General features: G+C 64.0%; 11 protein-coding genes. 2 read left to right on the top strand and 9 right to left on the bottom strand.

Features of this window, described 5'->3' with window-relative positions; translation table 11 throughout:
* Positions 1 to 10 precede the first annotated feature (10 nt).
* The 7 genes from addA to ahcY form a co-directional block, all read right to left on the bottom strand.
* A complete protein-coding gene (gene addA / locus IEX64_RS05135) occupies positions 11 to 3,499 on the bottom strand; it encodes a double-strand break repair helicase AddA (RefSeq protein ID WP_188818615.1) in 3,489 nt (1,162 codons plus the stop codon).
* Positions 3,496 to 6,483, bottom strand: coding sequence for a PD-(D/E)XK nuclease family protein (locus IEX64_RS05140; protein ID WP_188818616.1), 2,988 nt, complete (start codon positions 6,481 to 6,483; stop codon positions 3,496 to 3,498). Before IEX64_RS05140 ends, addA begins: the two co-directional genes overlap by 4 nt.
* Positions 6,476 to 7,201, bottom strand: coding sequence for a nucleotidyltransferase family protein (locus IEX64_RS05145; RefSeq protein ID WP_188818617.1), 726 nt, complete (start codon positions 7,199 to 7,201; stop codon positions 6,476 to 6,478). Before IEX64_RS05145 ends, IEX64_RS05140 begins: the two co-directional genes overlap by 8 nt.
* The gene (locus tag IEX64_RS05150; protein ID WP_188818618.1) at positions 7,198 to 8,196 is read right to left on the bottom strand and encodes an aminoglycoside phosphotransferase family protein; all 999 of its coding nucleotides are present in this window, start codon (positions 8,194 to 8,196) and stop codon (positions 7,198 to 7,200) included. Before IEX64_RS05150 ends, IEX64_RS05145 begins: the two co-directional genes overlap by 4 nt.
* Positions 8,193 to 8,639, bottom strand: a complete 447-nt coding sequence (gene tsaE / locus IEX64_RS05155) for a tRNA (adenosine(37)-N6)-threonylcarbamoyltransferase complex ATPase subunit type 1 TsaE (RefSeq protein ID WP_188818619.1) — start codon at positions 8,637 to 8,639, stop codon at positions 8,193 to 8,195. Before tsaE ends, IEX64_RS05150 begins: the two co-directional genes overlap by 4 nt.
* On the bottom strand, positions 8,636 to 10,990 hold the full coding sequence (locus tag IEX64_RS05160) for a PAS domain-containing sensor histidine kinase (protein WP_188818620.1): 2,355 nt from the start codon (positions 10,988 to 10,990) through the stop codon (positions 8,636 to 8,638). The genes tsaE and IEX64_RS05160 overlap by 4 nt, the downstream gene beginning before the upstream one ends.
* A gap of 81 nt (positions 10,991 to 11,071) precedes the next feature.
* A complete protein-coding gene (ahcY, locus tag IEX64_RS05165; protein ID WP_188818621.1) occupies positions 11,072 to 12,493 on the bottom strand; it encodes an adenosylhomocysteinase in 1,422 nt (473 codons plus the stop codon).
* Positions 12,494 to 12,810: 317 nt separating this feature from the next.
* Here ahcY and IEX64_RS05170 point away from each other — a divergent pair, with 317 nt between their 5' ends.
* Both IEX64_RS05170 and IEX64_RS05175 read left to right on the top strand, forming a co-directional pair.
* Positions 12,811 to 13,290: a peroxiredoxin gene (locus IEX64_RS05170; protein WP_188818622.1), complete on the top strand. Its 480-nt coding sequence runs from the start codon at positions 12,811 to 12,813 to the stop codon at positions 13,288 to 13,290.
* 150 nt (positions 13,291 to 13,440) lie between these two features.
* Positions 13,441 to 14,121: an SDR family NAD(P)-dependent oxidoreductase gene (locus IEX64_RS05175; RefSeq protein WP_188818623.1), complete on the top strand. Its 681-nt coding sequence runs from the start codon at positions 13,441 to 13,443 to the stop codon at positions 14,119 to 14,121.
* 83 nt (positions 14,122 to 14,204) lie between these two features.
* Here IEX64_RS05175 and folE read toward each other — a convergent pair whose 3' ends face one another.
* Entirely contained in the window at positions 14,205 to 14,813 is a 609-nt protein-coding gene (gene folE / locus IEX64_RS05180) for a GTP cyclohydrolase I FolE (RefSeq protein WP_188818624.1), read from the bottom strand.
* Complete coding sequence (locus IEX64_RS05185) at positions 14,810 to 16,348, bottom strand: phospholipase D-like domain-containing protein (protein ID WP_229710079.1); 1,539 nt, start codon at positions 16,346 to 16,348, stop codon at positions 14,810 to 14,812. The genes folE and IEX64_RS05185 overlap by 4 nt, the downstream gene beginning before the upstream one ends.
* Positions 16,349 to 16,366: the final 18 nt, after the last annotated feature.

Consider the following 16,366-nt stretch of genomic DNA (forward strand, 5'->3'; position numbering starts at 1 on the left):
GTGAAAAGCATTACTCAATGCCTGTGAAGTCCGGCTTGTGGGCGCTCAGCACATCGGCCGGAACGGGAATGAGGCGGGGCGCCGTGGTGTAGAGAAGCGCCACTTCTATCGAACGCCCCGGGAAAGTCCTTTCCAGAGCCGCCGCATAAGCCGCCATCTGGCGCAGTACGCCCCGGGGCACATGCTCAAGCGATTCCGGGGGGCGTCGCGACGTCTTGTAGTCGATAATTCGCACCCGGCCCGGCTCGATCACCAGACGGTCGATAGTGCCGGCAACGACTTGCCCGCCAACCACCGCCGCAACCGGAACTTCCGCGAGACTATCCGGACGAAACAGCTCTGCCCAATCCGGATTCTCGAGCACGCCCAGCGCCATATCCATCAGCCCGTCCCGCTCGGTTTCTGAAAGATCGGGGGCATTGCGCACTAGCCATGCGTGCCCCGCGTCGGAACGACTGTCGGGTGCAAGGTCTGGCAATCGCTCAAGCAACCTGTGAATCAGCGTCCCGCGACGCGCCGCATCTCGGCCAGAGCCCGGCGGGAACGGCGGATCGGGGGCATCGTCCTCACCCAATGCCGACGGCGCGAGCGGACGTGGCGGACGCGGCTCTGCTGGCGGCGCGCGTTCCAGCCAGGCCGGCAGTGGCTCTCGCAGTGGCAGTTCGGGCGCTGCGGCCGCGACAGGAAGCGAAGGTGACATCGCGCCATGCTCGCAGCGCGCACCCCAGATCGGATCGGGCACTTCGCCTTCGGGCGGGAACAACTCGCGCAGCCGCGCATACCAGCTCTTTGGCGGAGGTCCGTCCTTGTCACGGCGGCCGAGAGCGCCGCCCACGAACAAGGCTTCCTCGGCGCGAGTCATCGCGACATAGAGCAGGCGCCAGTGTTCCTCCTCATCGGCCTCCTTGTTCGCCTCGATGGCTTCGGCGAGGCGCCCCTGTTTTTCGTCTTTCGAAAGTGGGGGGAGCGGGATAGCCCGTTTATCGTTGGCCGGATCAGGCAGATCGAGCCCGCGCTCGCGCGCACTTTCGGGATTACCCGTGGCATCGGCCAGAATGACGATCGGCGCCTGCAGCCCCTTGGAGCCGTGCACCGTCATCACCCGCACGAGGCCCGCCGCATTGTCCGCCTCGCGCTTCAACTCGCCATCGCCAGCCTCGAACCACGCAAGAAATCCGGCCAGACTGGGCGTGTCGGTGGCGACGTAGGCCCTGGCCGCGTTGATCAGTTCGTCGATGGGGTCGTTGGCCTCGGTGCCAAGCCGGGCGACAAGCCGTCGCCGTCCCTCCCAGGGCCCGACCAGTATCCAGTGCAGCAGATCCTGTGGCGGCTCGTAGTCGGCGCGCGCCAGCAGTTCGCCCAGTTGCTCCAGCACCGCGGCCACCTCGGGCTCGCGCGAGCGGCGCAAGTGATCCCACAGCCGCGTATGCTTGTCGCGATAGCCATGCTGCAGCAATTGCTCCTGGCTCCAGCCCACCAGCGGGGAAACCAGCAGCCCGGCCAGATTGAGGTCGTCGAGCGGCTGCGCCGCAAAGCGCAAGGCAGCGACCAGATCCTTCACCGCCAGCGGTGCGCCGAGGCGCAAGCGATCGACGCCGGCAACGGGCACGCCCGCAGCATGCAGCCGCGCGACGATAAGGCCCGCGAGTTCCTTGCGCTGACGCACCAGTACCATGATGTCGCCCGCCGTCGCCCGGCGCGGCCTGCCCTTCACCAGCGTGAAACCGGGGCCCAAAGGATCGAGCCATGCCTTCACCTGCCGGGCGATGTTGTCGGCCATGCGGCGGTCAGGCCGTGAGAGCCAGGTCTGGGCTGTGCCCTCTTCCTGCTCGTCCTCACCGTCCTCATCAGACGCGTCTCGGATGGGCTGCCACAAGGCGACATAGCCGGGGCGCTCCTGACCCTCGTGCCGGTCCGGTTTGTGATCGAGGCCGAAGTTCTCTGGCCCGATTCCGGCAATCGCCCGATCGACGAAATCGAGCACATGCTGCGCGGTGCGGAAACTGCGGTCGAGGCCAAGCTCGATAAGCTTGCGCGCACGCAGATTGCTGCGCAGCATTTCTACGTTCTCGGCAGCCAGCAGCATCTCGCGGCGCACGCGGTCGGCCGCGCGGCGGAAGTTTTCCGGGCTGGTGCCCTGAAAGCGGAAGATCGCCTGTTTGTAATCGCCTACGACGAAGAGCGTGCGCATCACATCGCCGCGCTGACCGAGGCCAGCCCAGAACTCCTCGGCCATGGCGAAGATGATGTCCCATTGCGCAGCATTGGTATCCTGCGCCTCGTCGACGAGAATATGATCGAAGCGCCGATCCAGCTTGTAGCGGATCCAGTCGGCCTGCGCCTTGTTGCCGAGCAGATCTGCTGCGCGGCGGATCTGGTCGTCGAAATCGATCAGCCCTTCGCGCTGCTTGGCCTCGTCCCACGCAAGAGCGAAGGCACGGCCGAGCCGCAGGGCGGGCACGAGCCTGTCAGCCAGTGCCAAGAGTGCAGAAGCCGCGCGCACGTTGGCGAGGCATTCGATCACGCGTGCAGCATAATCGGGATAAGCAGGATCGATTTTTTCCTGCGACGCGCTCGACTTCGGCAGCCCCTTCTGCGTTACGAAGACACTGACGAGCGCATCGATGCCCGCCATCCGCTGCGCCGCATCGCCGAGCAGCCATTCGCTGATCGCATCGACCGCCCCAAGCCCGGTCTTGGTGCCCCACTCATGGTTCACTTCCATGCAGCGGCGCAGCGACTGCACGTCGAACTGCGCATCATCGCACATCGCCGCCACCCAATCCGCATCGGCATCGCTGGGCAAGCCGAGTAGACGCATCACATTGGCGCGCATGTCGCCTGCCTGCCAGCTTCCTGGACCGATCCACGCTTCCCGCGCGGAGGCGCAGCGCAGGAGGAAGCCAACGACCGCATCGGGTCCATGGCGCACCGACAGTTCTTCGACGGCGCGCAGCAATTGCGGATCGCCCATCGGATCGCTTTCGGCATGGAGCAGCAAATCCGCCAGCACCTGCCGCGCGAGCAGCACACGCTCGCGATCCTCCATCGGCCGGCTGCCGGGGATGAGATCGGCCTCCAGCGGGAAGGTCGCGAGCAGCCATTGCGAAAAGGCATGGATCGTATCGATCCGCAGACCTCCGCCTGGGCAATCGAGCACGGCCGCGAACAACGTGCGCGCATGGGCCAGCGTATCCGGGTCGGTCGGCGCGCCGATGGCATCGAGGCGAGCGAACAAGTCGGTCTCGCTCAACCGTACCCATTCCGCCAGCGTTCCGTTGATGCGCGCCGCCATTTCGGTCGCACCGGCCTTGGTGAAGGTAAGGCACAGGATCTGCGACGGCTCGACGCCCGGCTGCAGCAGCAGGCGCAGCACGCGCGATGACAGCACCTGCGTCTTTCCGGTGCCGGCGGACGCGGAGAGCCACACGGTCTCCTGCGGATCGACGGCCCGCATCTGGTTGCCATGAAGAGGATGGACGGTCGCAGAGCCGCTCATTCTGCATCCTCCGCGCCGATGTCGCCGAGCGATGTCAGCCACTCATCGAGACGCATGACCTGATCGTAATCGGCGTAGCTACCGAGTTCGGGATTGAGCCGCGCGGTGAAGGGCTCGGTTCCGAGAATCCAGCGGTCAAGCGCGTCGTTGAGGAAGAACTCGGTCTTGGGCAGAAATTCTTCCGGATCGATACCGCTGCGCTTGTTTCCGATCTTCAGCGGCGTCGCAACATAGCCGATCTGGTCCTTGTTCTTGGCCAGCGACCAATACTCGAAACCGGCAGCCTCACCATCAATGCCCTCAAAACCGCCGTTCTCGGCGATCATTCCGATCAGTCCCAGTTGCAGGGCAAATCCTTCTTCCACCCTGCGCGAAGAGGGCGGGGTTCCGGTCTTGTAGTCGACGACCGCAAGGCTCCCATCGGGCAGCCGGTCGATGCGGTCGGCGCGGCCGTGGATGCGCACGCCCCGATAATGCATGCCGCCCCATTGCTCGACGGCAACAACCTTGCGGCCCTCTTCCTTTTGCGCAGCGATCGCCTCGTCTATCCAGTCGAGCCCCTTGAGCAAGCGCGGCCGCCACAAGGCGCGCATCAGCGGGTGCGCGCTCATCTCATCCAGCACTTGCTCAGCGATGGCGTGCAAACCGCGTGCGGGCTCACCAGCCTTGTGCCAGCGTTCGAGGATGGCGTGGACGGCGATGCCCTGCCAGGCCGGGGTCGGCTCGGCATCGAGGCTGTCTAGAGACCGCAGATGCAGGATCGCATTGGCATAGAACTGGTAGGGATCGCCGCGCAGCCGGTCCAGTCCAGTGACGGAGACCTCGACCTTGCGCTGCTCGGCAGATGGCAGCGGCTGCGGGCGCGGATGCGCGGGCACCGAAGGCGCATCGTCAAGCTTGCGTGCAAGATCCCGCGCGCGCTTCTCCTCATGTCGGGCAACTTGATCGCCGAGCATGGCCTTCACGCGCAGTACGAAGCGTGAGGGAATGACGGGCCCGCCCTCGTCCCGTTGCGCCCAGCTCAGGACGACTTCGGGCGCGCCCAATGCCGCGGCCAGATCGTGCGCGGCGAGCCCGATGCGGAAATCCGCCCCCGGCACCCCGAGCGCGCGCAGCACAGCGGGCGGCAACAAAGAGTCCTGCGAAGGCGTAGCCGGCCAAACGCCCTCTGCAAGACCCGCGCATATGACGAGATCAGCGCGGCTCATGCGTGCTTCCAGCAGACCGTAGATGGCCACGCGCGGGTGACCGCCCCAGGGGGGACGCACGGAGCTGCGATCCATGGCATCGCGCAGCACGGCATGCAGTTCGCGAGGATCGAGCAAGGTGCCCGCTGCATCGGCCGCTTCGCGAACCTCCTCGATGAAGGTGCCGAGCGCGCGGCCATCCGGGCCGGTCCATATCGCTTCACCGCACAGCGCTTCGGCCGCTTCGGACAGCGCGCCGAGCATCGCCGCCAAAGGTTCACCATCGCTCAGTGTAAAGAGCGGTGCCAGGATCGCTTCGACCTCGGCCCACCATTCGCCAAGCTTATGCTCCGCAGCAATCTTCTTGAGCGGTGCCAAGCCCGCGCCGGGTCTCGGACCGCGCAATGCCAGATCCAGCTTGCGGGCATTCTCAAGCCAGCGCGCCCTGCCCTCACCGCTTCCCGCCAGCGGATGCACAAGCAGCGCGATGAGCGGTACGGGTGCGGCCTGCTCGGCCATGACTTCCGCGAGCAGCAGAAACAAACGCCCCGCTGCAGTCTGTGGCAGCGGTTGACCCGCCGTATCGTCCGCTTCGATGTCCCAGCGTTGCAAGTGGGCGACGACGCGCGCGGCCAGCCCGCGATCCGGCGTAACCAGCGCTACGCGCCGTTCAGGCACCTCCAGCGCCTCACGGATCAAGACGGCTATGGCCTGCGCTTCCTCGCCGGGATGAGTCGCTTCCATCAGCCGCACATTGGAAAGGCGGCGATGCTCAGGCTTGAGATCGGCCCAGATGGCAGAGGCCTTGGGCGGCAGGAACAGGTTCGAGATCGCCTTGCTGCGCACCGGCGGTGCTGCGGACAGACCCGAGCGGTGCCAGGGCTGCACTTCATCGCGCGCAATGCCCATGCGGTTGAGCAGCAGTTTGAGATGGTACTGCGGATGCGTCACGGCGTCCTGCCTGCCGAACGGCGGATCGTCCTTCTCGGCCGGGGCGCCGGCAGTGCCCAGTTCCTCCCACACCTCGGGCGCGAGGGCCAGATCGAGGTCCGGCAGGATCACGCTGCCGCGCTCCAATTCGCTCACCACCCGCAGCAGACGCGCGAGCGACGGGGAAGCACTGGTGACGCCGGCCGCAACGATCGGATGGGCGGGCGGTTCATCCCGCCAGCGCCGGGCGGCATGCTCGAACAGGCGGTTGCGGCGTTCGGGCGCGTCGATCTCGCCGCGTTCGGTCAGTTCGGCGATCCAGTATTGCTGCACCATCAGGAAGGTGCGGGTGTTTTCACTCCAGTGCCCGGCCAGATCGCCGACGATCCCGACAACTTCTTCGGACATCAGATCGATCGGCGCGATGCCTTCGACCAGCAACCGGTCCATGGTGCGGCCGATTTCCCATGCCCGGCGCAGCAAGGCCGCGCCTTTCCCCGCCTTGTCGCCTTCGACTTCGCGCAGGTAATGGGCCAAGCGCAGCCAGCGGCGTGTCGGATCGGCCGCAGGCGGTATATCGGCAGCACCCAACGGATCGAGCAGCGGCCCCAGCATTTCGTCGAGATCGAGATCGCCGACGACCGCCATGCGCGGCAGCAGCATGCCCTGCGATGTATCGCCGCCGGAATGCCGCACGAAGGCTTCGGTCACCGTGCGCACCGTCCGGCGGCTCGGCAGCAGGAGTGTCAGGCGAGCAAGGCCGAGGTCCGGTTCCGCGTAGCGCGGGACAAGGCCCGCCACGAGGGCATCGGCAAAACCGCGGTGAGCGGCAATGGAGTATAGATTGGGCCCTGCCCTTTCAGGCACGGGTCAGCCATTCCTCCGTCGGCTTGATCGCCGCCGGTTCGCCGACCTCGAACCACAATCCCATATGCGAGATGCCAAAGAGGCGGTCTTCCTCGATCGCACGGGTCCACAGCACGTTGGTCGAGAAAGGCCCTACCGGAGCATCGCGCAGCAAACGGTGCGAAACGAGCTGGATGCCCGAGTAGATGAAGGGGGCAACATAGCCCCGTTTGCGGCGTGTGATCCGGCCTTCGGGATCGAGATGAAAGTCGCCTTCGCCGCGATAATTCATCGCCCGCGGATGGGGGACGAGCAGCAGGAGCGCATCCATGCGCTCCGGATCCCACGCCTGCGACAGTTCATTGAACACGTCATTGGGCCCATCGACCCAGATATTGTCGCTGTTGAGGCAGAAAAACGGATCGGGCAGCATTGGCGCAGCCTTCACCATACCGCCGCCCGTTTCTAGCAGCTGCTCGCGTTCATCCGAAACACGGACCTTCGGCGCCCTGCTGCGGACATTGCAGTGGCCTTCCAATGCATCGGCGAGATAGTGGACGTTCACAACCGCATTCCCGATGCCGGCGCTCTCCAGCTTGTCGAGCGCGTGATCGATCAGCGACTTGCCGGCAACGCGCACCAGCGGCTTGGGCTGGCTCGCAGTGAGCGGACGCATGCGCTTGCCCAGCCCTGCGGCCAGGATCATCGCGGTGTCGCTGGCGAGAGGTTTTCCGGTCATGCCTGGAACTGTCCCCCATGCGCCGAACGCAGCTCGGCGGGTATGTTCGCATCGAACCACGCGGCGACCGGCGCCAGCGCCGGATGCGCGAGATCACGTTCGAGCAGCGCCCATACACGCGGGATCAGGTCGAGGTAACGCGGCTTGTTGTCGCGCCGCCAGAGCCGCACGAAGATGCCGACGATCTTGGCATTCCGCTGCGCGCCCAGGCGCGCGTAGTCGGCGAGAAAAACATCCTTGTCGACGCCCATCGCCCGCACGTAGCGGTCGAACATCCGGCTCTCGATTTCGGGGGAAACATCGCGGCGGGCATCCTGCAGCAGCGATACGAGATCGTAGGCTGGGTGGCCGACCAGCGCGTCCTGAAAATCGAGCAGGCCCTGCTTCTCCAGCGCACCGAGCAGCATGATGTTCTCGGCATGATAGTCGCGCAGCACCGTTACGCCCGGACGCTGATTGGGCAGCAATTCCCTGAACACCGATTCCCAGGCCGACGTGAAGCCTGACGCATCGACGTAGAGGTTCTGCGCCGTACAGTACCAGTCGATGAAAAGCCGGGCCTCGCGCTGATACTCGTGCAGCGAGTAATCGAGGAACGGCCCCGGCGGCAGATCGTGCAGCGCTACAAGCGCATCGACCGCGCCCTTGTAGACCGCCTCTTCATCGCTCGGCCACTGATCAAGATAATCGCGCATGCGCGCGGCGCCGAAGTCTTCCAACAGGACCAATCCGCGCTCTGGATCGTCTGCGAATATCCGCGGGGCGCGCATGCCATTGGCATCGAGCCATCGCGCCGCGCGGAGGAAAGGCACCGGGTCCTCGTTAGGCGGCGGCGCGTCCATCAGCATCGCCGCCTTGTCCTCGCCCTTGCGGATGCGGAAGTAGCGGCGGAACGAGGCGTCACCCGGCAAGGGTTCGACGGTCGCGCCCTCCCAGCCTGCCTTGGCTAGAAAGGTTTCGAGATCGGCGGGTAGGTCGGATTGAGTCGATGTCATTGTGGCATTCGCCCTAGCCAATCCGAACCACCTTCGACAATGGCGATACGTCCATTGCCGACAACATCGAGCGTAATCGAGAGGCACCCCCCCTCATCGGCAAAGCCCCCCGCATGATCGGGCCACTCGGCGATCATCGCCGCCCTTGCCCGGTAATCATCAAGACCGATCTCTTCCGCCTCTCCCGGATCGTTCAACCGATAGAAGTCCGCATGGACCAGAGGTATCCGGACAGCAGGCGGATCATAGAGTTCGACAATGGAAAAGCTGGGAGATGGAACTTCGCCTTCGTGCCCGAGCGCCGCAATGATCGCCCGGGCCAGCGTGGTCTTGCCTGCGCCGAGTCCGCCCGTGAGAGCGACGACATCGCCTGGGCGCAAGTTCGAGGCGATGGTGCGCCCCAGACGATCCATCGCCTGCAGATCGGGCAGATCGATGGTCATGGCAGCTCGATAATCGCTCTGGTGCCCTGGCCGGGCTCCGATTCCAGACGCAATGTCCCGCCATGTGCCTCGACAAGCTGCCGGGCCAGCGGCAGCCCGAGCCCACGGCGGCGCTCCATGGTCTTGCCGTCGGCGCTCACCTTCATGCCTTCCATGGCGCGGGCCAGACTGCGGCCGTCCATGCCCTTGCCCCGATCCTGGATGAGAATGCGGATTCGGTCGGCACCGCCGGCCTTGCGCCGCGAGACCTTGACGAGAATGCGTCCGCCCTTCTCGCTTGCGGTGATGGCATTGTCGACGATGTGCCCGACCGCTCGGGCCAGACGGCGGCGATCGGCCGAAAGCGAGCGCAGCAGACCATCGGCCCGCAGGTCCATCGTCAGCCCGGCCTTCTCGAGCCGCGCCGCCCGCTCTTCCGCCACACCGCGCAGGAACGGCATGACGTCGATGTCTTCCTTCTTGAGCGGAAGCATGCCCGCTTCGCTTTGCGACAGGTCGAGCAGGCTATCAATATGCTCGCCAAGCTGGGCCGAGGCTTGGAGGATCGAACCGACGTAATCCTTGCCGGAATCAGTAAGGTCCCCGCCGAGCCCATGTTCGAGCATTTCCGCAAACCCGCCGATGGAATTGAGCGGATTGCGCAGTTCGTAGCTCATGTTGGCAAGGAAGCGCGTCTTGATGGCATCGGCCTCGATCAGCGCAGCATTGCTCTCGCGCAGGGCATCCTCAGCCTTCTGCGAGTCCGTAATGTCGAGCACGGCGAGCAAGCCGTTTCCGTCCGGCAGTGGAACGCCCGCGAACTCGAGTATCCGTCCGTCAGCCAAGGCGATCCGGCCGCCTTTCTGAGTGCGGTCGAGCGTTGCCGCGCGCACGACATTGCCGACGGTTTCCGCCTCGACCGGTTTCTTGAGGCGCGAGGAAATCTTCTTCAGCAGCGTCTCGACATGGGGGTGCGTGTCGAGGAATTCGCTGTCGAGGCCCCAGTCGGCAGCGAAACGCCGGTTCCAGAGCTGCATCCGCCCATCCGGCGCAAAGACTGCAATCGACTCGAACAGGCTGTCGAATGTCGCCGTACGGGTGCGCAGCAAGGTGTCGCGCATGGCGGAGAGACGCAGCTGTTCGGTGCGGTCTTCGACAATCAGCAGCAGACCGCCATCGGGGATCGGCTGCGCCACGATGCGCAAGTGCGTGCCGTCAGCCAGCGACCAGGCTTCCTCTTGGGTGTGGCCCGAAGCGAACCAGGCCGCCCTTTCGCGGCGCCAGGCCGGGAAGTCGCGAACTTCGGGAACACGGCCGGCATCGCGCGCGGCATCGAGCAGGCGCTCGAACGCCGGTGGATCCGTCATGGACCGCGTCGATAGCCGGAAAAGGCGCTGGAATGGCTGGTTGGCAAACGCCAGCCGCTTCTTGTCATCGAACTGCGCCACGCCGGCGGAGAGCTGGTCGAGCAATGCGCGCTGCGCATCGCGGAAAGCGCGGAACGAACGGGACAGCTCTTCCATGTCCTCGATGTCCACCGCGTACCCCGCGATGCCATCCTCGCCCAGCGGGAGATCGCTGACACGCAAGGCACGCCGCTGACCGTCAATCGTCGCATGAACAATGCGCTCGATCGGTGTTCCTCCCGTCACCGCCTGCTGCGCAACTTGTGCAGGCGCCACACCGTCGACCGTCTCGATCAGTTCTACACCGCTTGCGACGACAGCCTCTGCGCTCTTGGCGCCGACAGCGGCGACGTAGGCGGAGTTCACGAGCTGCAGTTCGCCATCAGCACGGCGGAACCACATCGGCATCGGCGCAGCTTCGATCAGCGAGACGAGCGCATGGAAATCGCCGCGCGCCCGGGCCGCTTCCTCGCGCAGCCGATTGAGTTCGCTCTCGCTGTCGCTGAAATCGAAAATCCAGACCAGAGCCGCGCCGCCCGGCGAGACCTGCGGATCGGCCAGATGGCCGCGCAGTGCAAGGCTGCGGGTCGAGCCTTCAGGCGTCACGACCATGCGGAAAGGCGCTGCCGTCTTCTGGCAGCGGCGCACCGCCTCGGTCAGTTCATCGAGCTTGTCTTTGGGCAGCCCCCGTCCGCCCCCGTCGAGTTCGGACAGATACTGGGGCATGGCATCGAGGCCGAGCCATTGCGCAAGACGCGGGCTGGCTTCGATTCGGCCATCGGAGCGAACCAGCAAGGGAAGCGCCGGCGATTCCTCGACCATGTGGGCAAGGCGGCGGGCGGATTTGAGCTGGCTTGCCGTGCGCTGGTCCCGCGCGCGTGCTGCAAGTACGGCCCAGGCAGCTACCAGTGTCCAGGCACCAAGCAGCAGGCCGATCAGCAAGGGCAGGAAACGGTTCAGCTCCATCGCCTTCGGCTATGGTGCCGCGAACGCACTATGACAATGGGGGGATCGCACCCTGAAGGCGCAATCCCCCGATCTGTCGGATCAGTAACGGTAGTGATCAGGCTTGAACGGACCAGCCTGCGGCACACCGATGTATTTGGCCTGCTTTTCGGAAAGCTTGGTCAGCTTCACGCCAAGCTTGTCGAGGTGCAGCGCCGCGACCTTTTCGTCGAGGTGCTTGGGAAGCACGTAAACGCGGTTTTCGTACTCGTCGGACTTGGTGAACAGCTCGATCTGCGCCAGCGTCTGGTTGGTGAAGCTGGAGGACATGACGAAGCTGGGGTGGCCGGTGGCGCAACCCAGGTTCACCAGGCGCCCCTTGGCCAGAATGATGATCTGCTTGCCGTCCGGGAAGGTCACGAGGTCGGTACCGGCCTTGATTTCCTTCCAATTATAGTTGTCGAGCGCCGAAATCTGGATCTCGGAGTCGAAGTGGCCGATGTTGCAGACGATGGCCTTGTCCTTCATCTGCTCCATATGCTCGCCGGTGATGACGCCTTCGTTGCCGGTCGCCGTGCAGAAGATGTCGCAGCGCTTCACGGCTTCTTCCATGGTGACGACTTCGTAGCCTTCCATGGCGGCTTGCAGGGCACAGATCGGATCGATTTCGGTGACCATGACGCGAGCACCGGCCTGGCGCAGCGAGGCGGCCGACCCCTTGCCGACGTCACCGAAGCCGGCGACACAGGCGACCTTGCCCGAAAGCATGACGTCGGTGGCGCGGCGCACCGCATCGACCAGCGATTCGCGGCAGCCATAGAGGTTGTCGAACTTCGATTTGGTCACCGAGTCGTTCACGTTGATGGCCGGGAATGGCAGCTTGCCGTCCTTGGCGAGGTGGTAGAGGCGGTGCACGCCGGTGGTGGTCTCTTCGGACACGCCCTTGATGGCGTTGACCGAGCGCGAGAGGTAGCCAGGCTTGGCCTTGAGGAAGGCCTTGAGGGCACGGACGAATTCGATTTCCTCGGCATTGGAGGGTTCGAACAGCTCTTCGCCTGCCTCCACGCGCGCGCCCCACAGCGCGAACATGGTGGCGTCGCCGCCGTCGTCAAGGATCATGTTGGCGGTAAGATCCGGATTTTCTTCGGTCGACCAGTCGAAGATCTTGCCGACATAGTCCCAGTAGTCCGAGAGGCTTTCACCCTTGATTGCATAGACCGGGATGCCCTTCGCCGCGATGGCGGCAGCCGCGTGATCCTGGGTGGAGAAGATGTTGCACGTGGCCCAGCGCACTTCGGCGCCGAGCGCAACCAGCGTTTCGATCAGCACTGCCGTCTGAATCGTCATATGCAGTGAACCGGTAATGCGCGCGCCCTTGAGCGGCTTCGATTCGCCGAACTCTTCGCGCAGAGCCATCAGGCCCGGCATCTCGGTTTCCGCGATAGCAATCTCATCAAAGCCGTATTCGGCAAGCGAGATGTCAGCGATGGCGTAATCTTGTGCGTCGGTCTTGGCAGTGGCCACGGGCGCAAACTCCTGGGTGGTTCAAAGGTTAGGCGCCGCACGCGTAGATCCGACTTCCAGCGGCACCGGGATGCGCGATCCCTACTCATTCCCGGGCATCGAAGCAAATATAAAGATATCTTTATATGATTTTTCAAAGAAGCGTTTGCACTCCCGCAACACGATTTCGCCATGCGGGCCAGGTCCCTACCCTCTGACGCTCTCTGTCTTGGAGACGCACTCCCAACCGGATTCACCAACAGGGGACGTTGTCCTATGGCGCGGGCGTCCTATATCTGCCCGCGTTGCGATTCACTTGCAGAAAAAGGATGCATTCCATGACCATCGCCGTTGGAGACAAGCTGCCTGACGTCAAACTGATGAAGGCTGGCGAAAGCGGACCCGAACCGGTCCAGACCGCCGACTACTTTGCAGGCAAGAAAGTCGCACTCTTCTCGGTCCCGGGCGCGTTCACGCCGACCTGCTCGGCCAAGCACCTGCCAGGCTTCGTCGACAAGGCGGGCGATCTGAAGGCCAAGGGCATCGACGAAATCGTCTGCACCGCCGTCAACGACGCCTTCGTCATGGGCGCATGGGGCAAGGCTTCCGGTTCGTCGGACGTCACCATGCTGGCCGACGGCAATGCCGACCTCGCCAAGGCCGTGGACCTGGTAATGGACGGTTCGGGCTTCGGCATGGGCACGCGCGGCCAGCGCTTCTCGATGGTCGTAAACGACGGCGTTGTCGAACAGCTCAATGTCGAAGAGCCCGGCACCTTCGAAGTGAGCTCGGCCGAGTACATGCTCAACCAGCTCTGATAGGTAATCTGCGGATTAGCCAAGGGGCGGCCTTCCGGAAGGACGGCCGCCCCTTTTTCGTGGCCGGTATCGGCAGGGCGTTGGACCGACAGGCCTGCTTGCTCCCCTGCCCGGCCCAAGTTAGCCTCAGTCGCAAAGCAAGGAGTTTTCATGGCACGTTCGGTTATCGTCACAGGTGGTTTCGGAGTTCTGGGTCAGGCGGTGGCGGAAAAGTTCGCTGCCGCCGGCGCCAAAGTGGCTCGCATCGATTTTGCGCCCGAAGCCAAGACCCCAATCGAAGGCGCGCTGGACATCGGCGGCGTCGACCTGACCAATGAAGAGGCGACCAAGGCCGCGCTCGAAAAGGTGGTGGCCGCGCATGGCGGGATCGATACGCTCGTCAACATTGCCGGCGGCTTCACCTGGGAAACGCTGGAGGATGGTTCGGTCAGTGAATGGGCGCGCATGCACTCGATGAACCTCATGACCGCCGCCACCATCACCAAGGCCGCGCTGAGCGAACTGAAGAAGTCCGACGCCGGCCGCATCGTCAACATGGGGGCCGGGGCTGCCGTAAAGGCCGGCATGGGCATGGGCGCCTATGCTGCGTCGAAGTCCGGTGTGCACCGCCTGACGGAAGCGCTGGCCGAGGAACTGGCGGGCACGAGTGTGACGGTGAATGCTGTTCTGCCCACCATTATCGACACCCCGACCAACCGCGCGGACATGCCCGATGCCGATTTCTCGCAGTGGACCAAGCCCGACGCCATTGCCGATGTAATCGCGTTCCTCGCCTCGAACGAAGCGCGTGCCGTCACCGGTGCACTCGTTCCGGTTCCACGCGGGGCCTGAAATCGCGCTTGCCCGAAAGTGTCTTGCGGGCAAGGCGATCAAAGAAGGCGCCGGGGCTCAACCCCGGCGCTTTTTCGTTGGGATCAATAGCCCATCAGGCTGAGCACTTCCTTGCGCGAGCGATCGTCTTCGAGGAACGTCCCCATCATGCGGCTGGTGATCATGCCGACACCGGGGGTGCGCACGCCGCGAGCGGTCATGCAGGCGTGGCTTGCCTCGATCACTACGGCAACGCCGTGCGGCTTCAGGTTGTCCCAGATGCACTGCGCCACCTCGGCCGTCAGCCGCTCCTGGATCTGCAGCCGACGGGCATAGCCGTGCAGCACGCGGGCCAGCTTTGAAATCCCCACGACATGGTCGCGCGGCAGATAGGCGATCGCGGCCTTGCCGATGATCGGAGCCATATGGTGCTCGCAGTGCGACTGGAACGGAATGTCCTTGAGCAGGACCACCTCGTCGTAGCCGCCCACTTCCTCGAACACGCGCGAGAGGTGGATCGAAGGCTCCTCCTGGTAGCCCTGGCAATATTCCAGCCAAGCCCGAGCGACGCGCTTGGGCGTGTCGATCAGGCCCTCACGGGTTGGGTCATCGCCTGCCCAGCGGATCAGGGTGCGGATAGCATCCTGCACGTCCTCCGGGACTTCCGGCTTTCCGAGCGGGTTGTCTTCGTCGGGGCCGACCAGACTGCTCATCCCTTGAAACTCCTTTTCAATCTTCGCATCAGGCGCATACGCATCAATTGTCCCTTACGCCGGAACAACCCGCGTGTTTCGATTGGCTCGAACATTTCGCCGGGGCGTTCCGGATCGAGCACTCCGCTAGTGCCAAGGGCTCTTTCAGCTTCGGACAGATGTTTCAAGGGTAACCGTTCGAGGCGCTTGCCCGACATGGACAACGAATCGATCATCGCGGCCATGGACCCGTGGGTCTCGATCCCCGCTTCGACCTCCTCCTGCTCTGCGCCGCAATGTTCAGCGAGAAGCCGCAGGCGCAGCCTGCGGATCGTGGGCACCACATGCCCATTGGCAGGTCGTGCCGCGTCGATGAAGACGTCGCACTCGCTGTCCAGTCCCATCGACCGGTTGTTCATGTTGGCGGAGCCCACCCGCAGGATCTCGTCATCGACGATCATCAGCTTGGCATGGACGTAGATCGGTGTCCCGTCCGACGCCACGGGGTGATAGATATGGAACCGGCCCTGCCGATCGGCTTCCTGCAACGTTTCGACAAGTTCGACCCGCGCCGAGTCCATCGCAATCTGCTCCAGCCAGCCATCCGCGGTCAGCGGGTTCACGATCACGAATTCCGGAGGATCGGGCTCACACAGCCTTTCGCATATGACTTCGGCGATGGCCCGCGATGCGAAATACTGCGTTTCGGCATAGATGAAATGGCGCGCCCGTCGGATCTGCTCGATGAACAACTGCTCGATCTCGCAGATCTGGGGCGTGTCCTCGTATCGGGCGCTCGTGCGGGCAATACCGATTTCAACATTCCTGAAATCGGCATCGAGATCTTCCGGCCACGGACTTGCGGGTTGCGGCTTGCACGGCTCCATTTTCTCGCCGCCGGCCAGCTGCCAACGCTCCCGGCCGAGTTCGCCAAGGGCAACCGCGACATCCCCCTCCATCACCATGGTCACGTCGTGCCAGGGATCGTAAAGCCGTCCACCCGGTCGCCGCCGACGCGGATCTTTCGGCAGATGCTCGGAAGTATCCCAACGATCCGTCGTCATGTCGATGCCGCCGCATGCAGCCATGACGTCATCCAGAACCACGATCTTCTGGTGATGGCTGCAACCAACCGGGTGTGCCGAATCAAACTTGAAATCGATCTGCTTGCGCACGACCCAGCGCATGAGATCGAACAGCATCGTCCCGCGGAACAGGTACTTCACGAGGGCGAAGTTCCATTTCAGCAACCGCACTTCGATCTGAGGGTGCTTCTTGACCAGCCACAAAATGTAGGACCCAAGGCGAGCAGGGAATCTGTACTTGCGCCCCTTCTGCCACCAGCGCCGCCCTGCAGGCAGCATGATGCGAGAATCGAAGTCCCACCCGATCAGGAAGATGCGCTGGCGCGCACGGAACATAGCCCTGCGCATAATGGCGAAATAGTCGGCCGCATCGATGCACAAGTGCGCGCGATTCGCCATGACATAGCGCCAGACCGAAGGCCGAGCCTCCTCTTCACACTCGGCTTCTGCGACACCTTGTTCTTCCATCATCTACCTTGCTGGAGCAGT

This window comes from Novosphingobium indicum, assembly GCF_014645195.1.
Taxonomy (GTDB): domain Bacteria; phylum Pseudomonadota; class Alphaproteobacteria; order Sphingomonadales; family Sphingomonadaceae; genus Novosphingobium; species Novosphingobium indicum.